This window comes from Streptomyces sp. NPDC058620 (genome assembly GCF_042717135.1).
Lineage (GTDB): Bacteria > Actinomycetota > Actinomycetes > Streptomycetales > Streptomycetaceae > Streptomyces.
This window is the reverse complement of record NZ_JBHXQO010000005.1, coordinates 71804-96942: the sequence shown is the minus strand read 5'-3', so window position 1 is coordinate 96942 and position 25139 is coordinate 71804. Positions and strand designations below refer to the sequence as shown.

28 protein-coding genes are annotated in these 25139 nt (G+C 68.3%); 8 read left to right on the top strand and 20 right to left on the bottom strand.

The features are described from left to right. Positions 1-32 precede the first annotated feature (32 nt). The 18 genes from ACFWSK_RS07985 to ACFWSK_RS07900 form a co-directional block, all read right to left on the bottom strand. Positions 33-725 (bottom strand): dTMP kinase, encoded by a 693-nt coding sequence (locus ACFWSK_RS07985; protein ID WP_383783020.1) that lies wholly within the window; start codon positions 723-725, stop codon positions 33-35. After that, the gene (locus ACFWSK_RS07980) at positions 722-1801 is read right to left on the bottom strand and encodes a hypothetical protein (protein ID WP_383783019.1); all 1080 of its coding nucleotides are present in this window, start codon (positions 1799-1801) and stop codon (positions 722-724) included. Before ACFWSK_RS07980 ends, ACFWSK_RS07985 begins: the two co-directional genes overlap by 4 nt. After that, complete coding sequence (locus ACFWSK_RS07975; RefSeq protein WP_383783018.1) at positions 1798-2625, bottom strand: hypothetical protein; 828 nt, start codon at positions 2623-2625, stop codon at positions 1798-1800. The genes ACFWSK_RS07980 and ACFWSK_RS07975 overlap by 4 nt, the downstream gene beginning before the upstream one ends. Continuing rightward, complete coding sequence (folE, locus tag ACFWSK_RS07970) at positions 2622-3251, bottom strand: GTP cyclohydrolase I (protein ID WP_383783017.1); 630 nt, start codon at positions 3249-3251, stop codon at positions 2622-2624. The genes ACFWSK_RS07975 and folE overlap by 4 nt, the downstream gene beginning before the upstream one ends. Positions 3252-3306: 55 nt before the next feature. Beyond that, entirely contained in the window at positions 3307-4053 is a 747-nt protein-coding gene (locus ACFWSK_RS07965) for a 7-carboxy-7-deazaguanine synthase QueE (RefSeq protein ID WP_383783016.1), read from the bottom strand. Then, complete coding sequence (locus ACFWSK_RS07960) at positions 4050-4460, bottom strand: 6-pyruvoyl tetrahydropterin synthase family protein (protein WP_383783015.1); 411 nt, start codon at positions 4458-4460, stop codon at positions 4050-4052. Before ACFWSK_RS07960 ends, ACFWSK_RS07965 begins: the two co-directional genes overlap by 4 nt. Before the next feature lie 56 nt (positions 4461-4516). Further along, the gene (locus ACFWSK_RS07955; RefSeq protein WP_383783014.1) at positions 4517-4987 is read right to left on the bottom strand and encodes a DUF6082 family protein; all 471 of its coding nucleotides are present in this window, start codon (positions 4985-4987) and stop codon (positions 4517-4519) included. Positions 4988-5060: 73 nt separating this feature from the next. After that, positions 5061-5636 (bottom strand): DUF6624 domain-containing protein, encoded by a 576-nt coding sequence (locus tag ACFWSK_RS07950; protein ID WP_383783013.1) that lies wholly within the window; start codon positions 5634-5636, stop codon positions 5061-5063. Next, entirely contained in the window at positions 5633-6205 is a 573-nt protein-coding gene (locus ACFWSK_RS07945; RefSeq protein WP_383783012.1) for a hypothetical protein, read from the bottom strand. The genes ACFWSK_RS07950 and ACFWSK_RS07945 overlap by 4 nt, the downstream gene beginning before the upstream one ends. 74 nt (positions 6206-6279) lie before the next feature. Beyond that, on the bottom strand, positions 6280-6771 hold the full coding sequence (locus ACFWSK_RS07940) for a helix-turn-helix transcriptional regulator (protein ID WP_383783011.1): 492 nt from the start codon (positions 6769-6771) through the stop codon (positions 6280-6282). A 128-nt stretch (positions 6772-6899) separates the two neighbouring features. Continuing rightward, complete coding sequence (locus tag ACFWSK_RS07935; protein WP_383783010.1) at positions 6900-8153, bottom strand: acyl-CoA dehydrogenase family protein; 1254 nt, start codon at positions 8151-8153, stop codon at positions 6900-6902. Positions 8154-8239: 86 nt separating this feature from the next. Beyond that, positions 8240-8881 (bottom strand): GAF domain-containing protein, encoded by a 642-nt coding sequence (locus ACFWSK_RS07930; RefSeq protein ID WP_383783009.1) that lies wholly within the window; start codon positions 8879-8881, stop codon positions 8240-8242. Continuing rightward, entirely contained in the window at positions 8881-9510 is a 630-nt protein-coding gene (locus ACFWSK_RS07925; protein ID WP_383783008.1) for an ATP/GTP-binding protein, read from the bottom strand. The genes ACFWSK_RS07930 and ACFWSK_RS07925 overlap by 1 nt, the downstream gene beginning before the upstream one ends. A 43-nt stretch (positions 9511-9553) precedes the next feature. Continuing rightward, the gene (locus tag ACFWSK_RS07920) at positions 9554-9964 is read right to left on the bottom strand and encodes a DUF742 domain-containing protein (RefSeq protein ID WP_383783007.1); all 411 of its coding nucleotides are present in this window, start codon (positions 9962-9964) and stop codon (positions 9554-9556) included. After that, positions 9961-10476, bottom strand: a complete 516-nt coding sequence (locus tag ACFWSK_RS07915; protein WP_383783006.1) for a roadblock/LC7 domain-containing protein — start codon at positions 10474-10476, stop codon at positions 9961-9963. The genes ACFWSK_RS07920 and ACFWSK_RS07915 overlap by 4 nt, the downstream gene beginning before the upstream one ends. Before the next feature lie 76 nt (positions 10477-10552). Further along, positions 10553-12070: a sensor histidine kinase gene (locus tag ACFWSK_RS07910; RefSeq protein WP_383783005.1), complete on the bottom strand. Its 1518-nt coding sequence runs from the start codon at positions 12068-12070 to the stop codon at positions 10553-10555. Positions 12071-12098: 28 nt separating this feature from the next. Then, the gene (locus tag ACFWSK_RS07905; protein ID WP_383783153.1) at positions 12099-14000 is read right to left on the bottom strand and encodes a glycoside hydrolase family 15 protein; all 1902 of its coding nucleotides are present in this window, start codon (positions 13998-14000) and stop codon (positions 12099-12101) included. Between the two features lie 230 nt (positions 14001-14230). Next, positions 14231-14725: a DUF6415 family natural product biosynthesis protein gene (locus tag ACFWSK_RS07900; protein ID WP_383783004.1), complete on the bottom strand. Its 495-nt coding sequence runs from the start codon at positions 14723-14725 to the stop codon at positions 14231-14233. A gap of 189 nt (positions 14726-14914) precedes the next feature. Here ACFWSK_RS07900 and ACFWSK_RS07895 point away from each other — a divergent pair, with 189 nt between their 5' ends. Both ACFWSK_RS07895 and ACFWSK_RS07890 read left to right on the top strand, forming a co-directional pair. Beyond that, positions 14915-16303 (top strand): Tat pathway signal protein, encoded by a 1389-nt coding sequence (locus tag ACFWSK_RS07895; protein WP_383783003.1) that lies wholly within the window; start codon positions 14915-14917, stop codon positions 16301-16303. A 72-nt stretch (positions 16304-16375) separates the two neighbouring features. Beyond that, entirely contained in the window at positions 16376-16858 is a 483-nt protein-coding gene (locus ACFWSK_RS07890) for an SAM-dependent methyltransferase (RefSeq protein WP_383783002.1), read from the top strand. 47 nt (positions 16859-16905) lie between these two features. Here the strand turns inward: ACFWSK_RS07890 and ACFWSK_RS07885 are convergent, their stop codons facing one another. After that, complete coding sequence (locus tag ACFWSK_RS07885) at positions 16906-17343, bottom strand: ATP-binding protein (RefSeq protein ID WP_383783001.1); 438 nt, start codon at positions 17341-17343, stop codon at positions 16906-16908. Positions 17344-17554: 211 nt separating this feature from the next. Between ACFWSK_RS07885 and ACFWSK_RS07880 the strand changes: the two genes are divergently transcribed. After that, the gene (locus tag ACFWSK_RS07880) at positions 17555-18337 is read left to right on the top strand and encodes an aminotransferase class IV family protein (RefSeq protein ID WP_383783000.1); all 783 of its coding nucleotides are present in this window, start codon (positions 17555-17557) and stop codon (positions 18335-18337) included. A gap of 13 nt (positions 18338-18350) precedes the next feature. After that, positions 18351-19268 (top strand): formylglycine-generating enzyme family protein, encoded by a 918-nt coding sequence (locus ACFWSK_RS07875; RefSeq protein WP_383782999.1) that lies wholly within the window; start codon positions 18351-18353, stop codon positions 19266-19268. Between the two features lie 55 nt (positions 19269-19323). Here ACFWSK_RS07875 and ACFWSK_RS07870 read toward each other — a convergent pair whose 3' ends face one another. Then, the gene (locus ACFWSK_RS07870) at positions 19324-19755 is read right to left on the bottom strand and encodes an NUDIX hydrolase (RefSeq protein ID WP_383782998.1); all 432 of its coding nucleotides are present in this window, start codon (positions 19753-19755) and stop codon (positions 19324-19326) included. Positions 19756-21136: 1381 nt separating this feature from the next. Between ACFWSK_RS07870 and ACFWSK_RS07865 the strand changes: the two genes are divergently transcribed. The 4 genes from ACFWSK_RS07865 (at position 21137) to ACFWSK_RS07850 (ending at position 25131) form a co-directional block, all read left to right on the top strand. Beyond that, on the top strand, positions 21137-22321 hold the full coding sequence (locus ACFWSK_RS07865; protein ID WP_383782997.1) for a tyrosine-type recombinase/integrase: 1185 nt from the start codon (positions 21137-21139) through the stop codon (positions 22319-22321). A gap of 24 nt (positions 22322-22345) precedes the next feature. Continuing rightward, complete coding sequence (gene pcaC / locus ACFWSK_RS07860) at positions 22346-23629, top strand: 4-carboxymuconolactone decarboxylase (protein ID WP_383782996.1); 1284 nt, start codon at positions 22346-22348, stop codon at positions 23627-23629. 12 nt (positions 23630-23641) lie between these two features. Further along, entirely contained in the window at positions 23642-24289 is a 648-nt protein-coding gene (locus tag ACFWSK_RS07855) for an MBL fold metallo-hydrolase (RefSeq protein WP_383782995.1), read from the top strand. A 62-nt stretch (positions 24290-24351) separates the two neighbouring features. Then, positions 24352-25131 (top strand): exodeoxyribonuclease III, encoded by a 780-nt coding sequence (locus tag ACFWSK_RS07850; protein WP_383782994.1) that lies wholly within the window; start codon positions 24352-24354, stop codon positions 25129-25131. Positions 25132-25139 lie beyond the last annotated feature (8 nt).

Genomic DNA, 25139 nt, shown 5'->3' with positions numbered 1-25139 from the left:
CGTTCCTTGTCGATCGGGGCGGGAGGGCCGGGTCAGACGGTCAGATGCAGACGGTCGGCCAGGGCAGCGGCAGCGGCCTTGAAGACCTGGTCGCGGTCCAACTGGGCGACGTCCAGCGTCAGCCAGGTACCTCGCTGCGCCTGTTCGCGCATCTGGTCCAAGACGGTGTCCTGGTAGCGGATGAAGTCCTCGTCACCGCCGCCGGCGTGGCCAGCCTCCAGGGAAGTGAACGAGCCCTTGCGGACGAGTGCCTCGCGGGCACCGATGTTCAGGAAGAACACCAGGTCCGGCTGCGTCAGATGCGCGAAGACGTGCTCGCACAGGCCGGGGGAGACCTTGGGGTTGACGGCGTACCGGGCGAGGATCTTGTGGTGCGCATTGTCGAGGATCACGTGGGTGCCCGCGGCGAGGGCCGGCTGGATGACGAGCCGGTCCTGCAGGGTGTACCAGGAGGCGAGGGCCAGCAGCCAGTAGTGGTCGCCGCATGCCTGGGCGACGCGGGCGTCGCGCCGGTAGACCAGCTCGTTGAGACGGTCGAGGTAGGCGGACAGTTCCGGGTCCTGGGGGACGTCGGTGCTGTGCTTGCCGATGAGGACTGCCGTGTGGCCGGCGTCGTTGATGGCCTGGTGTAGGCGGGCAGCGAGGGTGGACTTGCCGGCCCCGTCACCGCCGACGAAGGTGATCAACTTCCCGGCTGCGGGGGTGGTCGGCGCGTTCGCCGTCATCGGGATTCTCCCAGGCTGTGGGTCGGGCTGGAGGTCAGGCGACCGGTGATGATGGTGCGGATGCGGTCCACCAGGACGGCGCGCTGGCGCAGGACGTCGCTGTGACGCTCATTGGACAGGTCGGCGGGAAAGTGGGTGGCGAGGTTGTTGGAAATGACGTGGAGGTAACCGAACCTGATCCCCGCCTGACGCGCCGCCGCCCCCATGGGACCGATCTCCGGGTCGACGAAGGCGTACGAGGCGGTGTGCTGGAGAAGCCAGTCGCGGTTCTCCAGCAAGATCGACGGGGAGGAGACGTGCAGACCGCTGCGCACCCCGTCGTGGGCGGCGGCGTAGTCGCCGAAGAAGTCGTCCCAGCTCACCAACGCCCCGCGTATCAGGCTGGTGTTGCCGGTCGCCAGCCAGGCGTTCGGTTCGACGCCCGGAGTCAGCGAGCCGACCTTGCCGACGTAGACGACATCGCCTGCGCCGAGTTCGGCAAGGCGCGCGACGACCCGTCCGGCCACGTCCCCCCAGATGCTGTGGAGGAACCCGAGGTAGACCACACGACGGCCGGCGACCTCGGTGCGCTGCCACGCGTAGCCGGGCCCGCGAGTCCAGACTCCGTTCTCGGGAGCGAGGTACTGAAGGCCCCAGCCGACGACCACCAGGTCGCCGTCCAGTTCCAGGTCAAACGCGTTGAGCGCCGTTCGGCACTCCTCCTGATCGGGCGGCTGATAGGTGACGGTGCTGGCCGGGCGGCCGGTCATGGCCAGGTACGTGGCGATGATCAGGGCGTAGTGCTGGACGTAGTCGGCTCCAGGGAACGCCTTGACGACGAGGTCACGACCGTGGACCTCCGCGGTGGGCCGCTCGATGTTGAACAGCTTCCCGGTCTTCTCGTACCGGGAGACCACCGCTGTGCGGTCGTAGCCGCCGATGACGCGGATGCTGTCCCAGTTCTGGTCCTGGACGAGGTGGTGGACCTTGATCTCCAGGTAGCGCAGCAGCCTCGCGTGGGTCATGGTGTGCCCGGCTGGCTCGATCGGGGCGGCGCGCAGGAGCCCGGGGGCGGGGTCGGCCAGTAGGGGGGTCATCGGTGCTCCTCGGCGATCGTCACGGTGCTGCCGGCCGCCGCGCGGACGACGGAGATGTTCTTCCGGATGAGGTCGAACCGGTCTTCGGGGATCGGGCCGAGCTTCTCGATGCGGGGCGTGGAGGGCTTCTCGTACGGCCCTTCGGGCAGCAGGGCGACGCCCATCGCGCCGAGGATGACCGGGGCCGCGCCGTCCACGGAGGAGATCCACTCGTGCTCGCGCTGCTCGATCAGCTCCAGGTGCCCGGTCCGGCCCAGACCGAGGAGCCGGTAGACGAGCAGATCGTCGACCAAGCCGTGGTCCTGCAGGTAGGCGGTCGCCAACCAGCGGGTGCGGCACAGCTGCTCGTCGGGGTCCGGTCGACGCGAGGCCGGTAGGGCGATGGCCCCGGCCCAGTCGCTGGTCACGAAGGCGTCGTAGGTGCGCAGCCACTCGTCATCGTCCCCGGCGTGCAGTACCGCGCACAGCCGGAATGCATCGGCGGACAGCTCCCGGATCTCGCGCGCGGCCTTCTCGCTCGCCTTAAAGGTCGCGGCCCCGTCCCGCATGACGTCCGGCAGGATGATTTCCCTCGCTGACACCGCCAGCGCGGCTTCGACAAGGCTTTCCGCCTGCAGGGCGTAGCCGAGGTCGAAGAGCCCGTTGTCGACGATGATCTCGGCTCCACGCTCGGCCTCGCGAGCGAAGAAGCCCCGGTAGATCTCGTCGGACAGCACGCGCTGGGCGGCGACGTGGTGGACGCGGGCGGGCTCCTGGGCGACGAAGTGCTCCAGGTAGGCAGGCGGAGCGATGACGGAAAAGCCGATGCCGGTGTTGGCGGTCACCGCGCCCCCCACAGGCCGGTGGTGAGGGTGAGGAACTGCTGGGAAAGGACGAGGTCGGTACCGAAGCGCCCGCCCGAGTGCACAGTGGTGGTACGGGCCTCCTCCATCCGTACGCCACGCATGCTCATGCACAGGTGCACGCCGCGCACGGTGACGGCGACGTTCTCGTGTCCGATCACGCCGCCCAGGTATTCGGCGACCTGGCGGGTGAAGCGTTCCTGGACCTGCAGTCGGCCGGCGAAGTGCTGGGCGATCCGCCCGAACTTCGACAGGCCCACCACCTCGCCGTCTGGCACGTATCCGGCCGTGACCTGCAAGTTCATGGGCAGCATGTGGTGCTCGCAGAGCGACCACACGCTCATGCCGCCCACGATGACCAGCTGACCGCCCAACTGGGACTCGGTGAAGCAAGTGGCCGTTGCTGCGCCGTCCGGGGACAGGAAGGCGTTCCACCAGGCCGCTACGCGGTCCGGAGTGCCGGTCAGCCCCTCGCGGGCGGGGTCCTCGCCCAGCTCGACCAAGAGCTGGTGGATCAGGCCGGCGACCCGGCCGGTGTCGATGGCCGCAGTGGGCCCAGGGGCGGCGGCGGGCGGCGCCACTGCCGGGCTGGCGATAGAGGTCGTCATGGGCGTCTCTCGTTTCCGGGGACTGGGGAACGGATGGGCATGGTGGCGCGTGCGGTCAGCGGCCTCGGGTGTCCGCAAAGGCCAACACGTGAAGCCGGGTGGTGAAGTGCCAGTGCCGGGCCGCGACCGCGTCCGCGAGGACCCGGGTGGTCGCGGTGATCGCCTCGGGGGTGGTGCCCTCCGGCATTACCCACACCGGTGCGAGCCGGTGGGCGTCGGCCAGTTCAGCGATCCGGTCGAGGTCGGCCACCGTGGAAGCGACGAACTTGAACGCCGACCGCCCGGAGGCCACGAACGACTCCAGCGCGGCGGGGACGATGCTTTTGGTCTCCTCCACGCCGAAGCTGGCGAGCTTGGGCGAGACGTTGAACCGGATCCCGTCGGCCATCAGCTCGGGAGCGGGCGCGATGGTGCCGTTCGTCTCGAACTCGACCCGCTTGCCGACTGCTGTCAGCCCCCGCACGAGAGGCACCAGCCGCGCCTGTTGGATCAACGGCTCGCCGCCGGTGATCACGACCAGCTCGACCGGCGAGGACTCCGCCCAGGCCACCAGGTCCGCCACGGACCGCTTCGTCGACTCTTTGCGCGGATCGAACCTAGACCAGTCCCAGGTGTACTTCGTGTCGCATTTCGCGCAGGTGAGGTTGCACCGGGACAGGCGGATGAACAGCGCCGGGTGTCCGCAGCTCGGCCCCTCGCCCTGGAAGGTCGGCACCTCGACGCCGAAGCATTCCGCGACGATCAGGCGGGGTTCGCCTTCTTCAGCCGCCGGTTCGTCGGTGATCGTCTCGGATGCGGTCACTGCCGCTCCACATCGAAGCGGGCCCAGCTGCTCTGGGTCTCGCGGGCCAGAACGGCGACCAGGCGGCCGGGGATGGCGGGCTGAAGATTCTGGACGAACCACCCGGCCAGGAACTGGGCCAGTCGCTCCGAGGTCGGCTCGAAGGGAAGAATCTCGTGCAGGTTGTGATGGTCGAGTTCGGTGTTCAGGAACTCTTTGAACGGGGCGAGCGCCCCGAAGTCCGTGACGAAGCCGGGCTCCTCCAGCGAGGGCGCGGTGAGGATGACCTCGACCTCGTAGCTGTGCCCGTGCTGGCGCGAGCACTTGTGCTCGCCCGGCAGCCCGGGAAGCCGGTGACCAGCCTCGAAGCTGAATGTCTTTCCAATGGTGAAATCGCCGGACGGGAGCGGGACGGCACTGAAGTCCATTAGTTTCCTTCGCGAATTGAGGGCGAGGCTGCCTCGGGCAGGATGAGGCAGTCCCTTCACGAGACGGCTGCGGGGTGTTCCTGCGTATGGGCTTGCGCGGCCCGGTTCAGGGCGGCCGTGAACCGCTCGGCGCGCTCGTCGCCGTCAGCCTCCTGGGCGCGGAGGTCTCCGAAACGGGCCCAGTAACGCCTGCAGACGTCGCTGCTCATGACCATCGAGGCGAAGAACGGTAGGTGCCCGTCGCGGACAAAGCCGAGGCGGTCGCGGAGGCTGAGGATGCAGATCAGCTGGTTGGCCTTGAGTAGGTGCATGTACTCCTGGGCGTCCATGCCCTCGGGGGCCCAGAGCTTGGCGAGGTCGGGGTTGGTGGACATCTGTGCCAGCCAGTCGAGCTGGTTGCGGGCGACGACCGCTTCGTTCCGCTCGGTCTGGTGCCGCGCGTCCTGCCGGAGCCGGGCGGCTCCGACCGTGGCGGTGGTGAGGGAGACGGCAGCGCCAGCGGCGAGGACGGCGGTGGAGAGCTTCATACCTCAACAGTCCTTTCAGGTAAGAGGGATCGGTGGGTGCGTCGGATCGGCGGAGCGGGCGGAGCTCGCTGGGTCATGCGACCGCCGCAAGCACGACGGTCGAGGAGTCGCCGGCCTGGTGATCCTGCGCGAACCGGCGACGCACCGTTTCCAGGGCCGTGGCGATCGGTGACAGTCCAACGGTGGCCCTTCGCTGGTCCAAGGAATCGAGCGCGCGCACCGGACACAGCTCAACACCTGTCGCCGCGACAACCTGTTGAGTCCCGAACTCCTGGGGGCGACCGCTGTTGACCAGGGTGCGGTCGTAGAGGTGGGCCCAGTGCTGGACGCGCGCGTCGCCGTCCTGGACCGCGCGCTCCAGCAGGATGGTGGCCGCCCGTTGGAAATCAGCGTCGTCGTCGGCGTGAAGAGCCAGGCTCCAGGCGGCACGTGCCGCGTCGGGGCCGACGAGGCGGTGGCCGGGCCAGTCGTGTTCGGCCAGAACGCGGCGCAACACCTTGGCGTCGGCGTGGTCGGCGTGACGGTCTTGGCCGAGTTGGACGGCGTCGAGCTGGTTGCGCAGGCGCTTGGCTCTGCGCGCTGCCGCCTTCACAGCTCGGTCGATGAGTTCGCGTGCGAGGTCCGGTCGCAGGGGTTCGGCGGCCGTCACGCGATGTTCCGGCTGTCTGCGGAGCACTGCGGTTCGTGGACCCGGCAGGCGATGAGCGCGCTCAGTCCCGAACGATGCTCGGCGATGAGTTCAAGGCGAGCGACCCGCTCCTCGTGCTGGCCGGCCCCCGACCCGCGCACGTCCCAGCCCATGTCGGTAAGCCGACGAAGGAAGGGGGCGATCCGATCAACGTCGAGGGGCTGGCGGGCCAGGGCCTCGGCGCGCACGAGGGGCAGGTCGAGTCGTGCTGCGAAGTCGGAGGCCCACAGGGTGATCACCTGGGTGGTGTCGTCGGAGCTGTCAGGCAGGGTGTGGATGCAGCTCAGGAAGAGACACAGGCCCTGACCCCATGCGAGGTCGGGCGCTCGCTGCGGGATCATGCAGGCCAGCAGCACACCGTCCTCGAACAGTCCGGCCGGCTTCGACTGAGGATCGCGGAACAGGGCTGGGACATCGGCTCGGGCGGGTACCGGCAGGCCGCGCATGGTGAGCCAGCTCTGACGGTCCTGGACGAGCGCGGCGGCCTCGTCCCGCTCGGCGTCCGTGCACAGAGTTCGCATCTCGTACACGGCTGATAACTCTGATGCGTGCTGGTGCGGTGATGCGGGAGACGGCTCGGTGGACGGTGTGAAGGGAGACGTGTTCACTTCGCTGCTCCGCTCTCCACCGTGCCGGTCGGCTTGGTGCCCAGTAGGTGCCAGGCGTGGGCCAGGACGACGAGCTGGGTGACGTCGGCGGCGCCCGTCTCGTCGAGCAGTTCGTCGAGTGCGGACCGGAGATCGGCGGGGGCGATCTTGGCGGCGAGGGCGATGTCGCGGGGGGAGCTGAGTTCAGCCACCGCCTTCAGCAGCAGCTGCTTCTCCGCGTTGAGCTCCGGCGTTGCCCGGTCCGTCTTGGGCTGGGCTACCTGCTCGGTCGCCAACAGGCGATGCACGAGCACGTGCGGCTTGCAGCGAGGCGGGCAGTGGACGCTCACCCGGATGTCGCGGACGTACTGACGGACCGTGTGGGGCGACAGTCCCGTCCTCGTGGTGATGTCTTGGGTGGTGAGACCGTCCACGAGGTGCTGGGCGACGCGCTGGTGGGTCGGCTTCAGCGGTGTGATCGGTGCGCTGGTCGTCGTGGACGGTGTCACGGGTGTCTCTTTCTCGGCGGGGTGGACGGTTTCCGGAAGGGGTGCCGCCGGCCCCGCGGGGGGACGGGGGCCGGCGGCACGGGCCCGCGCGCGGCGGTCGGGATTCACGGGGTGCCGCGCGCGGGGGTTCATGCGGCGGTGGGGTCGGGTTGTGCCCAGGCCGGTTCGGCAGCGAGGCGTTCGGACCACTGGATGTGGTCTTCGTCGAAGGCAGCGTCGGAAAGGCGTATTCGCTGGACCTCGCCCGTTCCGGCCGGCGGGTGGGTGTGCTGGATGTCGCGCCACAGGCGCTGGAGGAGGTACTCGCGGTCGAGGGCGTGGGCACCGTGCAGTTCCATGGCGTCCTGGGCAGACGTCATGGCCCACTGGTGGCCCAGGTACTTGGCGTTGATCAGGTCGGCGTCGCAGGACAGGCCCTGATCGAGGAGGTGCACGGCCTGGTAGGCCAGGATGCGTGCAGCGCGCAGGCGGGCCTCCATGTCGCCGACTCGGTCCCGCAGGACCGGCAGATCGGACAGGGCGCCGCGGTAGCGGGGCCGGGCTTTGAGGTAGGAGGTCGTGGTGGCCGCGACCGCCTCGTGAATGCCCAGGCTGACGGCGGCCAGGTTGGGACGGCCATACAGGATGCTGCTGCTCTGCGCGACGCTCAGACCCTGGCCGATCTCTCCGATCACGTTGTCGACGGGGACGCGGACGTGGTCGAGGTCAAGGCGGCCGGCGGAGAAGCCGTGCAGTCCGAGGCCGGGGCGGTGGGCAGGGATGAAGAGCCCGGGGCGGTCGGATTCGACCATGAACGCGGTCAGCGCCTGCGAGGTGCGCACGCCCGCCTCGGCGGTCCGGGCGATCACGAGGTGGGCTCCCGCGAGATGGCTGTTGCCGATATGGATCTTGCTGCCGGTGATCAGCCAGTGGTTGCCGGCCTTCTCGGCGGTCGTCTCGATGCCACCGATGTGTCCGCCGGCGATCGGTTCGGTCACCGCGATCGACAGGAGCAGCGAACCGTCCGCCACCCCCGGAAGCCAGCGGCCTTTCTGCTCATAGGTGGCGAAGTGCAGCAGGGCGCCGACGGGGATCAGGGTGGCCTGCAGGATGGCTGCGGCAGCCGCCGAGACGCAGGCGATGCGGTGGATCAGGACCGTTTTGGCCACATGGCCGGCGCCCAGACCGCCGAAGGCAGCCGGGACGGTGACGGCGAACCAACCCCGCGCGGCCATCAGATCGGCGACCTTGCGCTCCACCCTGCCCGGAGCGGCTTCCATCCGCTCCGCGCGCGGCGCGACGTGCTCGGCCGCGAAGGCGTCCACCTCGTCCCACAGCAGTTCGTGGCGGGCGGTGAGATAAGGACGCAGCGCCGGAGGCGGTGTGGCTGGTGTGGCGGGCATGGTCGTCTCCCTCTCCCTGGATGAAGTCGCGCGGTGGAGCGGCCGGGTGTCGCTAGCGGCTCCCGGGCGGGGGCGGTGGAACGGGTCTAGCGGAAGGGCGCGGGGGCGATGCGGTCCATCACCTGCGTGCCGGCGTCGATGACGATGTCTCTGAGCCGTCGCGCCTCGCTCAGGGGGCGCTTCTCGGGGTCGATGACGCAGACCGTGCCCAGCACGGTGCCACTCTCATGGATGAGCGGGGCACCGAAGTAAGAGCGGATGCCGACCGCGTCGACCACGTGGTTACCGCTGAACCGGGGGCTGGCGTGCACGTCGTGCAGCGGGAGGGCCTTCTTGCGGGCCACGACCTCCGGGCACCAGCCGTGGTCGTGGCTCATGGTGCGGCCCACGATGACGTACCCGCTGTCCGCGGGCGGCTGGTGCAGTCCCACGAAGGTCTGCTCCTCCAGGAACAGATTGACGAACCCGTACAGGAACCCGGTCTTCTCAGCCATGTCGCGGGCCAGCTCGTCAAAGTCCGCGCTGGCAGCAGTCGACACGCCCAGACGCTCCAGCAGCTCGTACCGCTGCGCCAGTTCGGTCGCCTGCTGGACCTGCGGGCCGGTGATGGCAGCACCGGCTGGGATGAACAGCCCGTGGGCGCCGTCGCGCATGCCGCGTTGCGGCAGAGACAGCGCGGACGGGGCGGCTTGGGGCCCGAGGTGGGGATCGTTGGGCTGATACGACATCAGGCGTCCTGGAGGGTGGTGGCGGATGTGGGGTGAGCGGGGCGCGCCGGTGTGTTCTGCACTGCGTGGCCGACGAGGGTTAGCAGGACGCCGGCGACGTGGCTCGGATTGCGGGCGTCCCACGAGGTCGCCCTCGCGCCCTCCGCCCAGTGGGGCGAAACGTCGGTGACCACCGGTACGGAGGCGGGCAGGTCGAGGGCGGCGCGGACCTGTTCGGGGTGGTAGCGGTGGGCTCCGTCGAAGTGGTTCACGGCGACGACGAAGGGCAGGCCGATGTCCTCGAAGAAGCTGACGGGCGTGAAGCTGCTCTCCAGACGCCGGGTGTCGACCAGGACAACCGCACCGACGGCCCCGCGGGAGAGTTCGTACCAGAGGTCGACGAACCGGTCCTGGCCAGGCGTGCCGAACAGGAACAGCTCCAGAGGTACGGGCGCGTCGGGCAGGCTGAGGCGCCCGAAGTCGAAGGCGACCGTGGTGGTGTGCTTTGCCTCAACACCTTCCAGGCTGTCCACGTCCGTGCTCGCCTCGGTCAGGTACTCCTCAGTACTCAGCGGCGTGATCTCGCTGACCGCGCCCACAGCGGTGGTCTTGCCGACGCCGAAACCCCCGGCGATCACGATCTTCAGCACGGTCGGTGCACCGGCATGCGAAGTCCGCAAGCCCACAGGCGGGTCATCCGGCCTGGCGGTAGGCGATGGCATCGGGGAACTTCCTTTTCAGGGCCACTGAGAGGGCCGCCAACAGGTGGGTGGTGGGACGTCTATCCGCGTCTGCGTCGGAGCCGTAGGCATCGGTGACGGAGACGACAAGGGCTTGGGAGTCCAGGAGGTCCGAGACGAGGATCTTGACGGCGGTGACGGGGCGGCCGAGCCGTCCCGCCAGCTCGGTTACCGACCGTCGGTGATCCCGGCACAGGGCGAGGATCTCTTCGCATTCCTCGACCTGGCCCAGGCCGGGTCGTCCAGGGCCGGTGTCCAGCACGGTGTCCAAGCCCAGCAGGTGCCGCGGCCTGGTGCGCCCGCGCGTCAGCGTGTAGGTCCGCACGAACGTCGAGTCCTCGGCCGCATCGCCGTGGGTGCTCACCGGGACTCATCACCTGTTCCGACGCGGACGGGGATCTGCATGTAGGGGGCGAACCTCTTCACCAGGCGCCCCATCTCGAAGCCGACGGGGCCTGCGTCGGCGTCCGGGGCAGCGATGACGGCGAGGACCGTGTCCACCTCCCCGCGTTCGTTGCCGGGGTGGTCTTCGAAGACCGCGCTGCGGCCGGCGCTCTGGACGAAGAACAGGCAGTCGTCGCGCTCGATGATGATCTGCCTGGCCGGCCGCTTCCGGTGGGTGGGACCGGTGGCGTTCGACGCGAGGGAGGCCATACCGGCGAGCGCTGCGGACAGTTCGTCCGCCCAGTCCTTGTCGACTTCGCTGTCCAGGAGCCGCAGCCCGTCCCGCGACAGCAGAACGGCGTGCAGGACGCCCGGAACGTCGTCGGCGAACTGCCGCAGCAGCCATGCCATGTCATCCCGCTGATGGCTCGCCGTCGCCTCGGATGCGGGCGCGACACCGGGCGTCGGGTTCATTTCAGGGTGGGTGCTCATGAGGATCGCTCCAGAAAGGGGGAAGGGCCGGCGGACATGTCCGGGCCACCGGGAACGGGGAGGGGCCGGGCGATGGTCAGGGCCTGGGCTGCTCGGCCGGAGGGGGAGGAAAACCGGCGGCCCCGCCGGCCTCGATGCCCGCGCGAAAGGCGGCTGCGAGCCCTGGCGACGCCGCGGTAGCGGGGGCTTGCTCCCGCTCACGCGGTGGAGGGAAGGAACCGGTCTGCCGCGTACGCCGGGGAAGGTCGGGCACTGGAGCAGCTTGCCCCTCCAAGTCGCCTCCCGGCCGGCCTACGGCGGGCGGGTGCTGGACCTGCCCTGCAGGAGCAGCCGTCGCTGCGGCAGCCTGCCGTGGCTGGAGCGTGGAGGGGCGTGCTTCCCGGCGTCGAGCACCCGCGTCACCCACGGGAGAAATCGCTACGAGGAGCCGGGCCGGAATGACGACCAGAGCGGTGGTTCCTCCCGTCACGTTCTCCTGCAGGAGAACGGACAAGCCGTGCGACTGGGCGATCTTCGCGGCGACCAGCAGGCCAAGCTGCCCATCACGCACCTGACCGCTGACATCGACCTCATCGGGGGCCTTGAGCAGATGATTCATCCGTGCGCGGTCCTGCGGGTGCATGGGGATGGCCCGGTCCTCGACCTCAACCGCCAGCCCGTTCGGTACCCGTTGCGCCCGCACCATCACCTTCGTCGCCGGGTCGGAGCACTCGCATGCGTTCTCGATCAGCTCGGCCAGCAGGTGCGTCAGGTCCGGACCCACGTGTCCGGGAAGCCCCAGCTCGCCCCCCACGGAACCGGCCGCGACCACCACGCGCGGGTACTGCACCACCTCGGAAATCGCACCGCGCAATGTGGTCGTGACGGGCACCGGCTGGCGCACGCTGCGCAGGGACTGCCCGCCCAGCACCGCGGTGCTCTCCACCTGACGTCGCATCCGCGTCACGAGGTGGTCGATCTCGAAGATCTTCGCGAGCAGTTCCGGATCGTCGGTCAGCATCTCCAGCTGCGTCAGTGCTTCCAGCGCTTTCCCGACCAGGGCGTGCTCCCGAGTGGCCAGGCGGCGCAGTACTTCCAGAAGGACGACGTACTGGGACTCGTCGTGCACGCGTATCAGGGAGGCGATGGCCTGCACCTGCAGTGCACTGAGCGCCTTGTCGATCTCGGCTGCCGCACTGGCCGGCTGCGGCATCTGCATGTCCGGCAGCCGCGGTCGTGCTCCTCGGCACAGTTCGTCCGCCGACCACGCCACCGACTTCTCGACGGCCGCCGCCGCTCCCGTGACAGCGGTCAGCACCGCCGCGCGTCGTTCCTCTGCGGCTGTCTGCACGGCGTCGGCGGCCGTCCGCGCTCCGCGGGCCGCTACCAGGGCGACCCCGGTCAGTCCACAGACCAGGCCGACCAGGAGCCAGCCGAGGGCCACTGCGGCCGTCGACCAGGCGGCGAAGGCGATGCCCAGCAGGCCCGAAAGAAGCAGCAGGGGCAGCACCACGGCACGACGGACGCGGTGCACCGTGAAGGCATCGGTCCGTGGCGACCGCCGTCGGCGGTGGCCGGTCGCGGCCGGCCGTGGCGGGAACGCGCTGTCAGACATGAGAATCCTCGTCAGTGGAAAGAGGCGGCTAGGCGTGCTGCGACGTCAGGGCTTTGCGGTTCTGTAGCGACCCGAGTGAGGGGGAACGGCGCGCCGGAACCGCCACCGCGCCTCGGTGAGGAGAGGACTGTGTCGCCAGCTGCTGCAGGAGCAGGGCACTCTGGATCAGGCCCATGTGGCTGAACGCCTGCGGGAAGTTACCGAGTTGGCGCTGCTGGACGGGGTCGTACTCTTCGGCGAGGAGGCCGAGGTCGTTGCGCAGCGTGAGAAGGCGTTCGAACAGGGCGTGGGCCTCCTCCATGCGGCCGGTCAAAGCCAGGGCATCCACGAGCCAGAAAGAGCAGAGGACGAAGGTGCCCTCATCGCCCGCCAGGCCGTCCAATCCGGGGTGGTTGCCGACCGTTGGGTACCGGCGCACGAGCCCGACCGGCGTGGACAGCTCCCGGCGTACGGCGTCCACGGTGCCAACGACGCGGGGGTCGTCGGGCGGAAGGAAGCCGACCCGGGGGATCAACAGTGTGGCGGCGTCCAGTTCCTGCGAGCCGTAAGACTGGGTGAAGGTGTTGCGCACCGGGTCGAACCCCCGGGTGCAGACTTCGCGGTGGATCGTCTCGCGCAGCTCGACCAGGGGGCCCGGATCCAGCGCGAGGGCGCCGGCCTCGGCCAGACGGATGGTGCGGTCGATGGCCACCCAAGCCATCACCTTGGAGTGCACGAAATGCCGGCGTGCCCCGCGTATCTCCCAGATTCCCTCGTCGGGCTCCTGCCAGCGCTGGGTCAGGTGCTCGATGAGCCGCTGGTGCAGGGCCGCGGTGTCGGCGCAGTGGGCGACACCGCTCTGGTGGGCGAGGTAGAGGGTCTCGATCAACTCGCCGTACACGTCGAGTTGCAGCTGGTCCGCCGCCCCGTTCCCGACCCGCACCGGAGCTGATTCCTCGTACCCCGGTAGCCAGGGCAGCTCCCGCTCGCGCAGATCCCGCTCGCCGGTGATCCCGTACATGATCTGCAGGTTCTCCGGATCGCCGGCCACCGCACGCAACAGCCAACGCCGCCACGCATGGGCCTCCTGCCGGTAGCCGGTTCCCAGCAGCGCGGCCAAGGTAGTGGAGGCGTCGCGCAGCCAGGTGAAGCGGTAGTCCCAGTTCCGTCCGCCGCCGATCTCCTCGGGCAGCGACGTGGTCGGGGCCGCGACGATCCCGCCGCTCGGCGCATACGTCATAGCCTTCAGCGCGATCGAGGAACCAACCACTGCCTCGCGGTAGGGCCCGTCGTAGGTGCATTCCTGCGTCCAGTCCTGCCAGAAGGCGAGCGTCTCGGCGAGAGCGGTCTCCGGGTCGGGAACCTCCGGTGAGGCTGCGTGGGAGGGGCACCAGCTGAGAACGAACGCCACGCTCTGCCCGGCGGCGACGGCGAAGGCACTGACGATGACACCGTCCTTTTCTACTTGCTGGACGCCCGTGTCGAGCCACAGAGCGTCCGCGCCGGCTTCCGCGACCATGCGCCTCTCGACCTCGTGGATCCACGGGCTGACGCTGCCGTACCCCGGCCGCGGACGCAGAGCCGAGACCATCGGCACCTCGCCGGCCACGCCCTCGACGATCCGGATCACCTGGGGTGCTCCGTCGCGCGGCGGCATGAAGTCGAGTACCCGAACCGATCCGGTCGAGGTGCGCCACAGCGATTCGAGGACGAGCGAGTCACCGCGGTACCGGCGCTCGGAAACCACTCCGGCGTCGGATCGGCCGGCAGACGGGGCCGGGGCGATCTGCCAGGAACCGTGCTTGTGGGTTCCGAGGAGGCTGGCGAAGACGGCCGGCGAATCGAAGCGGGGCAGGCACAGCCAGTCGATCGAGCCGTCGTCGCAGACGTGGGCGCTGGTCTGCATGTCGCCGATCAGGCCGTACTGCTCGATACGCGGAAGGCGAGTCATCGTGTGGATCTCCGTAGACCCCGCGGATCCGGGGATGGCATCGGGCCGCCGCAGCGGCCGGGAACGGTAGATGAGGAAGGACTTGGTGGGCACCTGCGGGGGAGGTCCGTTCTGCCCCGGTGCGGAGTCCTCGTTCTGGGGAGCGGCGCGGCCGGTTGCTGGGCCACCGCGAAGAATCAGCCACGCCATCGAGCCGAGAACCACCGCGATCAGAACTGCCCCGGTGGCGGTCATGCCCGTGGCACCGACGCGGCCAGAGCCAAGAGGACGAAGGCGACAGCGAAGACCGAGCCGCGCAGCACATTGAGCTGCGGCCTCCACCAACGCCGTCTCCGCATGGGCTTCGCGGGGACCACGCCGTGAGCTTGTACGGTCGCAACGAGTACCTGAGTGGCCTCGGCCAGCTTGACCAGATGAACCCTGCTCGGCATGTACTCGTCGGGGACGCCTGCCGAAGCGAGCTGCTGCGCGCCGCGCAGTGTTGCGGCTCCCGGCGGCACGACGGCCCCGAGCTGTCCGATGTGACCGCGAAGGCGCCGTGCAAGCTCCTCCACGTCGCCGGCGCTCTGCGGCAGCGGGGACTCATCGTCCAGCACGAGCGCCACCGTCTCTGCTGCAGCCACCGCTTGATCCCGCTGGACATCGGCCGATCCCAGGGTGAGGTTGGCCAGTTTGCCTCGACCATCGCTGTGACGGGTCTGATGCAGGAACAGCGAGAGGCGCATGACACAACTCCTGTGTGGATCAAGCCAAGTTAAGTGGGGTTCGCCTTGGAGTGCCGACGGCTGAGGTGCATAGTGAGTGACCCGGCCGCTACGTTGAGCGAACCCTGAATCACCGCCGAGGGGTATGCCTGCACGGCTGCCAAGGCCGCCAAAGGCGCCAAAGATCATTTCGAGACCGAGGGGCAGTCCATGGCCCGTGAGCGAAACCTCGCCTTCTCCGCCCTTCTGCGCGAAGCGGGCTGGTCCCAGCCTCAAGCGGCCGCTGCAGTTGCCCGCGTGGCTGCGGAGAGTGGCGTACGGGAGCTGGAGGCCATCTCCCGTTCGCATATCTCTATGTGGGTCCTGGGTACGAAGCCCAGCGGGATAGCGCGGCATATCCTGCGCGAGACGCTTTCCCGCAGGCTCGGCCGCCGCCTCACCTTGGCTGACCTCGGGCTGGAGGAAGTGCCAACAGGCACGGCCGACAGTGGCTCCGACTGGAGCGTCGACCCTCTGACTGTGCTGGCTGAGCTGGGAAGCGACGATCTGGACATGCACCGACGCAAGCTGCTGGCGACCTCCGCGTACTCCGCCGCCGGCCTGGCCCTGCCCACCGCCTCGTGGTGGGCAGCCGCCCCTGCCGCAGCAGCCAGACGCACGGCAGTCTCTCCCCGACTGGTGGCCCAGGCCGACATCGACGACGTCCGCGACCTCACGAACTTCTACTCCGCGCGAGACCAGCAGCGCGGAGGCGCCTCCGGGCGCTCGGCGCTGGCCGGCCACCTTCGCGACGAAGCAGTCCCCCTGCTTGGCAGCCGATTCCGCACGGAACAGAGCCGCCGGGACACGTACTCCGCTGTCGCGGAGATGACCTACCTCGCCGGCTGGATGGCGTTCGACGCCTCCGAGCACCGAACAGCCCAGCGCTACCTCACCCTTGCCACCCGCATTGCGGCAGAAGCCGGGGACGGACCACTTGCCGGTCACATTCTGCGAGCCCTCGCCCATCAGGCAGTGGACCTCGGGCACCCACGCAAAGCGCTCGCCCTGGCCGACGCCTCCATGTCCCGCGACCGTTACGGCCAGGCCAGCCAGCGGGAGAAAGCTCTGCTCGCGATCGTTCACGCACGAGCGCTCGCGGCCGACGGCAACCGGTCTGGCACCATCGCGGCCATCAGTCGCGCGGAGCGGGACCTCGCCCGCGCGGACAACGACGGTGCGCCCGGCCGCGTGGACTTCTTCCAGGAAGCCTCCCTCGCCCACGAGACGGCTTGCGCCCTGCGCGACCTGGGTCAGCCAGTCGACGCGGAGATCCACTTTCAGCGCAGCGTTGCCACTCGCCGCCGCCAGCAATACGCCCGCACCCACAGCGTGACCCTCGGCTACCTCGGCGCCGTCCAGGTTCAGCAGGGCCACCTCGACGAGGCATGCACTACCTGGGGGCAAGCCCTCGATGCCATGGCCGGCGTCCTGTCGGGCCGCGTCCGCGACGTCATCGTCCGGATGCAGAGCGACCTCTCGCCCGTTCGGCAACGCGGAGGTCGCCACGTTGCCGAATTGGACCATCGGGCACGGGAGATGCTGCGGGTCATAGGCTGACCGCGGATCAGGCCCGTTGCTTCGCGTGACGGCTACAGGATGCGTAAGTTCTGAGTGAGAGGAACGACCCTGATGGCGAAGTACGAGGTCGAGTCGATCGCAACGGTGGTCGGGGGCCACACCCGCGTTCAGGATGACTACCAGGGTGGGATCGAATCGGTCATCAGGCTCAACGACGCGTACCCCCTCGAAACATTGCGGGGCATCGAGGAGTTCTCCCACCTGACGGTGACGTGGCGCTTCCACATGGCGCGGCCGGAAGACGTTCAGCTGCACGCGCGTAGCCCGCGGGGAAATCCGAGGTGGCCGGCGACGGGTACGTTCGTCCACCGCAACCATCGGAGGCCCAACCAGCTGGCGACCAGCTACCCGCGGTTGCTGAAAGTGGAGGGCCGGGATCTCCTGGTGACGGATCTTGACGCCGTCGACGGGACACCGATCATCGACCTGGCGCCGTACTTCGAGGAGATGGGACCGCGAAGTGAAGTCCGTCAGCCGACTTGGCCGGGCGAGATGCTCTCCACGTACTGGCTTGACGCCTCGGAACGTCCGTAGCTCGACTTCCTGTAATGCCGCGATGGTGGTGCTCGCAGGGGCAGTCATCAGGGCCTGCCCACGAGGATAGGAAACGTGCACCACGTCGTCCGGCCGTCCGTGCTGGCTCCCCAATCCCCGGAGAGGGCCTTAACGAGGGCCAAGCCCCGCCCCGAAGTGGCATCAGCACTGGCCGAACGCATGGTCGCCGACACTGAGCTGCCGTCCTGGACCTCGACGAGGATCTCGGTTTCGCGGCATCGGACGCGCAGTGACAGGTCTCCAGAGCCGTGAGTCACACCGTTAGTGACCAGCTCGGAGACACAAAGCACCACGTCCTCCGCCAAGGGGCCGGCGACCTCCCATAGCCGCAGGAGGACGCTGCTGGTGTGACGCGCGCGGCCGACGTTGATCGGTTCCGGGGCGAAGCATGACTCGAAGGCGGCGTACCCGGGGCGTGGTACCGACCGCGTCGTAACCGGTGCGAGAGCTGTTGCGACCGTCATCGGGCTCCTCCCGGATGAATGGCGTGGTGAACGTGTGGCGGAGGCGTCAAGCGCGCGGCACGAGGCGCCCTGCCGATGGCGAGGCGTATTCGCGCAGTAACCAGCGAACACCTCGCAGTGAAGGCTTGGGAATGACTTACAGATGACGTTGACCCGTCAGTAACCAGATTTGGGTGCCGCCTGAGGGCATGGTCCTGACATGCTTGGCTGCATGGTGACTCTCGATGGAAAGCCCGTATCTGTAGATGACTTGCTTCCCCTGGCGCTCACGAACGTCGGGCACTTCACGTCCATGCGCGTCGATTCCGACGGCAGCGTCCGTGGCTTGACGTTGCACCTGGAACGCCTTGCGCGGGACTGCGAGATCGTGTGGCACGCGGCTCTGAAGACCGACCGCGTGCGCGAGTACGTCCGTCAGGCTCTGGAGGGGCAGACCCGCCCGTGCGTCGTGCGTGTCACGATCTATGACCCGAAGGTCGAGATGGGCCACCCGGCCCACGCCAACGAGCCGCACGTTCTCGTGTCCGTACGCGGTGCCGGCGCCCTTCCTCCGGCGCCCTTGCGCGCCCAGAGCCTGGTGTACGAGCGTGACCTGCCCCAGGTGAAGCACATCGGTCTCTTCGGCGCCTTGCACGCCCGGGGCTCGGCTCAGCGAGCAAACTTCGACGATGCCCTATTCGTCGGCTGGGACGGGTTCGTCTCCGAGGGCGGCACCTGGAACGTGGCCTTCGTCGACCAAGAGGGCACTGTCGTGTGGCCAGATGCCCCCGTGCTGCCCGGTGTCACCATGGCTCTGCTCCAGCAGCATGCGAAACACCGCATCTCCACTGTCACCCTGGACCAGGCCAAGGGCATGGCCGCGGCGTTCGCCACGAACACGTCGATCGGCGTGCGCCCTTTGGCCGCGATCGACGACACCGAGTTCTCCGTGGAGCACCCTGTCTTGAGGCAGCTCCAGGAGGCGTACCTGTCGATCGCCGGCGAGACCCTGTAGGGAAGCAAGCGTTATGGCGCGGGTTACCAGGTGGACCGGCCGTGAAGCCGAATTGCTGCGCACGGCCATGCGGAAGAAGCAGAAGGAGTTCGCCGAGCTGGTAGGCGTGAACCCTCGTCAGGTCCCCCGGTGGAAACGCCGGGGCGAGACCATCGAACTCGAACTCGACAACCAGACGGCCCTCGATACGATTCTGACTCAGGCTACGCCCGACGTCCAGCAACGGTTCGCCGCGCTCATGACCGAACGTGCGGCCGTTGAGCACGACGAGCGGGCCGAGGAACTCCTGCGACGGGACCCAAGCACTCGCCGGCACCCGATCGACGGGAAGGTCATGGCCCTCGTCGAGGAGGGCATTTATCTCTCCGGCCCTGACAACCGCTCGGTGTGGCTGGAACCGTTTCTCATCGACGTCTACCCGACGACCAATGAGGACTACTCGCGCTTCGTGTTGGCCACCAAGCACCGGACGCCCCAGCACTGGCCAGACGGCCATTGCCCCGTCACCCTGGCCACCCACCCCGTGGTGTGGGTGACGTGGCACGATGCGGCCGCTTACGCCCGTTGGGCTGGCAAGCTCCTTCCAACCGCCCGGCAGTGGGAGAAGGCGGCTCGCGGACCGCGTGGTCGCGTCTACCCCTGGGGCAATGAGCCGACAGCCGCGAAGGCGAACACGGCCGAAGCGGGCATTGACGCGACAACCCCTGTCTCCCGCTACCAGTCCGGCGCCAGCCCTTTCGGCGCCTTCGACATGTGCGGCAACGCCTGGGAGTGGTGCTCCACGGAAGAGGAGCCCGGAAACGGGCGGTACCACCTGAAGGGGTCCGCGTTCACGTCTCCGTTCGAACGGGCTGCGCCATCCCTCCTGAACACAGCCGCTGCGACTATGAAGGACAACGACACGGGATTCCGCTGCGTTGCTGCATCGTAGAACGCCGGACTACGCTGCGGCTTAGTCTTCGACGCTGCTCATGGCCACAGTGGGGTCATAGACCGATGGCGGACTTGGGCCCCATGTACGAGCCTGCGCCTGGGAAGCCGTCCCGGCACAGCTTCACGAACAGGTCGGAAAAGCCGAGGCGGGGCAGGTCATCGAGCGGCACGAACTCGACAGCGTGGATCTGCCGGGTGTCGGCGCTCTCGGTGACCGCGCCGAGGGCGCCGCCGATGATGCGAGTCTCGAAGGTGATGTGCACGACGCGAGCCGGAACGTTGTCGCACAGGTAAAGCAGCCGCCCAGCCTCGACGTCCGCGCCGGTCTCTTCCCGCATCTCCCGGACCAGGCCCTCTTCAAGAGTCCCGCCGTCTTCGACCTTGCCGCCGGGCAGGGACCAGTGGCGTGGCCCGTCGGTGTCTTGGTGCAGCAAAAGGATTTTGTCGTCGTCGCTGAGAACGATCCCCGTCACGCGTGTGTGCATTCGCCGACGCTATCGCTGCAGCCCGACACGAGGGCGCGCTTAGGTGACTGGTCGCAGTACCCGCCAAAGGAACTCCGCCCTGGGTGGGAGCGGCCCGACCTGGCACACGTCATGGAGGAGGCGGGGTGGCGGGCGGGGAGCGGGCCGTCCTGGTTCGTCACCCCTATGACACGCCGCTCGTGCCGTTGAGCCGCCGCGTTCTGGCACGGTGTGTGCAGGCCCGGCACCAGCTTTTGGCCCGTTACGCGGAGGCTGCCAGCCACTATGCGGTGGTCGTGTGCGGGGCCAGTACAGACGATGATCGGAAGAGTACGGTCCGCGTGCTCTACGGCTCCTGCACAGCCTGGTGCGGTTCACGTCGTACTTGCTGGACCGCGACGGCCAGAAGGGATGCCGCCGCGGAACCTAAGTTGTCCTTGACCATCGTCTCGTATGCCCGCACTCACCAAGTCCGCCTCGTCACCACCACTCAGCTCATGGTTCGACTTGGGATCGGCTGGCCACGAGCTGCAGTCGGAATGAGGCCCCACCGCCCGTGAGGGGGCTGGCCTGGTCGCGGAGCCAGGCATCCGGTCAGATCAGGGCCACAGTGCCTTGAGGTCCGGCCGGCCTCGTAGCGGTGCAGGGTCTCTCACCACTCCAGGCCGAGGAGGGATTCGCTCCCGGCAGACGAGAAAGAGCCCTCCGGGACTGGAACCACCCCGGGAGGCCATGTCAACGTACAAGCTCCCGGAAAACACCAGGTCAGAGACATGGAAGCAGTGAGGATGCCAGCCGTTCCGATGTTGCTCACCGTACCCCTTCTCGTGCCACGGTCCCTACGATGGAGCTTGCCTGCCGCAGCCCACACTTCGTTTTGTCCGCTTCAATGCCCCGATCCATCTGGCGCTTGTCGCCAGGAACGCATGTACCGCCCGGTCGGAAGCTGATTACGCCGCTCTTTCCCTGGTCTTGTGCCTCTGCGCGGCCGGGCTTTTCGGTAAGGACTTGGTGCAGCACGGAGATCGTCAAGCACCTGATCACGCTCGCAGGGCACAGCCGTCCTGGTGCTGTCGCCCGAGTTGTCGGTGCCCCGAGCGCGTCGTGGCTCGCAACCTCAGACGACTCGCCGAGAGCGGGCTGGTGGTCCTGGCCGAAGACGATGCCTACCCCGCGCTCAGGTCTTCCCGACTCACCTCGTAGCCCTCCAGAATGCGGGACGGAATATAGGCCATGATCCCCGGTTACCGAAACCGGGGATCGTAGAGAGGATTGATGGTGTTCGCTCCTGGCTGTGCTTGGCGGTGGAGCCGGAGCGGACGGTGCCGTCAATTTTCCTACCCCTAATCGGTAGGGGCGGCGTTGTGATGTCAGCACGTGGAAAATTGAAGGATGTGGGTTCATGCCCGAACCGAAGAAGATCGTCCTGGCTTCCGGCAAAATCCGCTATCGCGCGGTAATTGGAATCGGGAAGCACGAGAATGGTAAGCGTAGGCAACTCACCATCACTAAGGATACTGCGAAAGAGGTGAAGGCAGAGATCTCTCGTATCGAGAACGAACAGAATACAGGGGCCTTCGTTCCGCCTCACCTGCTTACGGTCAATCAGTGGATTGATCAGTGGTTGGAAAAGAAGGCAGAGGACCTGGAGGAGACCACTGTCTACAACTACCGGATCACCCTGGATAGGGTCCGCGGGAAGCTTGGAAACATCAAGCTGCAAGAGCTGACCGAGGAAGACGTAGAAGCGTGGATGCTCTGGTCTCTCAAGTTCGGTCGCGTTCGTGGCGACAAGGCGGGAACTCCACTTGGCGTGACGAGCGTGGATATGAGCCTTGCTCGGCTCAAGGACGTTCTGAATCGAGCCGTGACTAAGCGGCTCGTGCAAATGAATGTGGCATCGGAAATCAGCATCCCGCGTAAGGCTAGGAAGGTGGAGCGGAAGACGAAGGGGAAACTTGAGCCTTGGAACGTCAAGGAAGTCCACGCGTTCGTGCAGGGGATTAGCGGAGACAGGCTTTACGCTCCACTCCTTCTCTCGCTCATGGGTCTTCGTCCGGCGGAAGTCTGCGGACTTCGTTGGGCAGACATTGACCTGGCTGATGACACCCTCATCGTGGCCAACACGCGGACCATGATGGGAAACAAAACCGTCATCGAGAAGGACACCAAGTCAATGGCGGGGGAACGCGTTCTCCCTCTGCCCGCTCCGGTAAAGGAAGCCTTGAAGAAGTTCAGGGCTCTGCAAGCTGCTGAGAAGTTGGCTCTGGGAACGGGCTACGCCGATGCCGGCTATATGTGCGTGAATGCGGCCGGAGAAGTTCACACCACGAAGCAACTCCGTACTCGCGCCTACAAGCTCATGGCAGACATCGGACTCCGTCAGGTGCGTCTCTACGACGCGCGTGCATCGTGCTTTACCTACCTGGCCAACAATGGGGTGCCGGATCACCTACTGGCACGATGGGCGGGGCACACCAACGTGAAGACCACCAAGCGCTGGTACGTGAAGCCGGACGTAGAGGATCTTCGTGGAGCCGCTACGACATGGGGCGGTCTTCACAGTGCTCAGGAGGGCGGTGTGTGAGACGGCTGTGAGACGTGGGAGCGTGTGAGTGTGAGCGAGACAGGCAACAAGACGTTGAAGTACCAGGTAGATGGGCCAGAGGACGCACCCGTGCTGGTGCTAGGACCCTCTCTCGGTACCACATGGCACATGTGGGACCGGCAGATTCCCGAGCTCTCCCAGCACTGGAGGGTCTTCCGGTACGACCTCCCGGGCCACGGCGGCGCGCCCGCGCACCCCGCCACCGGCGTCGGCGAGCTCGCCGACCGGCTGCTCGCCACCCTGGACAGCCTCGGCGTCCAGCGTTTCGGGTACGCGGGCTGCTCCATCGGGGGCGCGATCGGCGCCGATCTGGCGCTGCGCCACCCCGACCGGGTCGCCTCGCTGGCCCTGGTGGCGGCCTCGCCCCGGTTCGGGAGCGCCGACGAGTTCCGTCAGCGCGGCGTGATCGTCCGTACCAACGGCCTGGAGCCGATGGCCCGTACCGCCCCCGAAGCGTGGTTCACCCCCGGCTTCGCGGCCGCCCAGCCGGCCATCGTCGAATGGGCCGTCCAGATGGTCCGCACGACCGATCCCGGCTGCTACATCGCCGCGTGCGAGGCGCTGGCCGCCTTCGACATGCGGGCGGACCTGGCCCGCATCAGCGTCCCCACCCTCGTCCTGGTCGGCGCCGGGGACCACGTCACCGGACCCGCCGAGGCCCGCACCCTCGTCGCCGGGATACCCGACGCCCGGCTCGCCCTCGTCCCCGGCGCCTCCCACCTCGCCCCCGTCGAGCAGCCCGGAGCCGTCACCGACCTGCTCTTCATGCACTTCTCCACGGCCTGGCAGGACACCCTGGGCCCGATCCCGGTGCCGCCCGCCGCTCCGGCGCTCTCCGCACCCTTCGCGCCCGTCGCGGAGATCGCCGCGGCCCCCGTCGGCCCCGACGTCGCGGGAGCGGCAGCGCAGGACCGCTACGACAGCGGGATGAAGGTCCGCCGCGAAGTGCTGGGCGACGCCCACGTGGACGGGGCGGTCGCCGCGTCCGACGCCTTCACCGAGGACTTCGAGGAGCTCGTCACCCGCTACGCGTGGGGCGAGGTGTGGAACCGCGAGGGCCTCGACCGCCGCACCCGCAGCTGCGTCACGCTCACGGCGCTCGTCGCCTCGGGCCATCTGGAGGGCCTCGCCGCCCACACCAGGGCGGCGCTGCGCAACGGGCTCACCCCCGACGAGATCAAGGAAGTGCTGCTCCAGTCCGCCGTGTACTGCGGCATCCCGGCCGCGGGCGCCGCGTTCACCATCGCGAGGTCCGTGATCCAGGAGGAAACCAGGCCGCCCGCGTAGCAAGATGGGCGCATGGACGCATCGCCTCTCACGCTCACGAAGAAGACGCACTCCTGCATCCGGCTGGAGAGGGAAGGGCGTGCGGTCGTCATCGACCCCGGGGGTTTCTCCGAGGGCGACGCGGTGGCCGGCGCCGACGCGATCCTGGTGACGCACGAGCACCCCGACCACTTCGACGAGGCCCGGCTGCGCGCCGCCCTGGAAGCCGACCTGGCCGTCGAGATCTGGACCCTGCGCAGTGTGGCCGACCAGCTCTCCGCGGCCTTTCCCGGCCGGGTCCACACCGTGGGCCACGGTGACACGTTCACCGCCGCCGGTTTCGACGTGGAGGTGCACGGCGAGCTGCACGCGGTGATCCACCCGGACATCCCGAGGGTCACCAACATCGGCTTCCTGATCGACGGTTCGGTCTTCCACCCCGGCGACGCGCTGACGGTGCCCGACCGTCCGGTCGACACCCTGATGCTGCCGGTCATGGCCCCGTGGAACAAGATCTCCGAGGTCATCGACTACGTGCGCGAGGTCCGGCCGCGGCGCGCCATCGACATCCACGACGCCCTGCTCACCGATCTCGCGCGCCCGATCTACGACAACCAGATCGGCAAGCTGGGCGGGGCCGACCACGGACGGCTGGCTCCCGGCGGCACCGCCGAACTCTGAGCGGGGGCGCGGGGCGGCGGGGAGCGGGGCGACTGTCAGTGGGAGGCGTTAGGTTTACTGCCATGCGCATCGCCACCTGGAACGTCAATTCGATCACCGCCCGCCTCCCGAGGCTGCTGGCCTGGCTGGAGAGCAGCGGCACGGACGTGCTCTGCCTCCAGGAGACCAAGTGCACGGCCGAGCAGTTTCCGGCCGAGGCGCTCCGGGAGCTGGGCTACGAGTCCGCGGTCAACGCCACGGGCCGGTGGAACGGGGTCGCGCTGATCTCCCGCGTGGGCCTCGCCGACGTCGTCACCGGCCTGCCCGACGGCCCCGGCTTCGAGGGCGTGCAGGAGCCGCGCGCGATCTCGGCGGCCTGTGGCCCGGTCCGCCTCTGGTCGGTGTACGTGCCGAACGGCCGCGAGGTCGCGCACGACCACTACGCCTACAAGCTGGCCTGGTTCGAGGCGCTCCAGCAGGCCGTCGCGGCGGACGCCGCGGGCTCGCAGCCGTTCGCCGTCCTCGGCGACTTCAACGTGGCCCCGACGGACGAGGACGTCTGGGACCCGGCGCTCTTCGAAGGGGCCACACACGTCACCCCGGCCGAGCGTGCCGCACTCGCGAGTCTGCGCCAGGAGGGTCTGTCGGACGTGATGCCGCGCCCCCTCAAGTACGACCGCCCGTACACCTTCTGGGACTACCGAGAGCTCCGCTTCCCGAAGAACAAGGGCATGCGGATCGACCTGGTCTACGGCAACGCCCCGTTCACGGCAGCGGTCAAGGACAGCTACGTGGACCGCGAGGAGCGCAAGGGCAAGGGCGCCTCCGACCACGCCCCGGTGGTCGTCGACCTCGACCTCTGAGCGCGGCG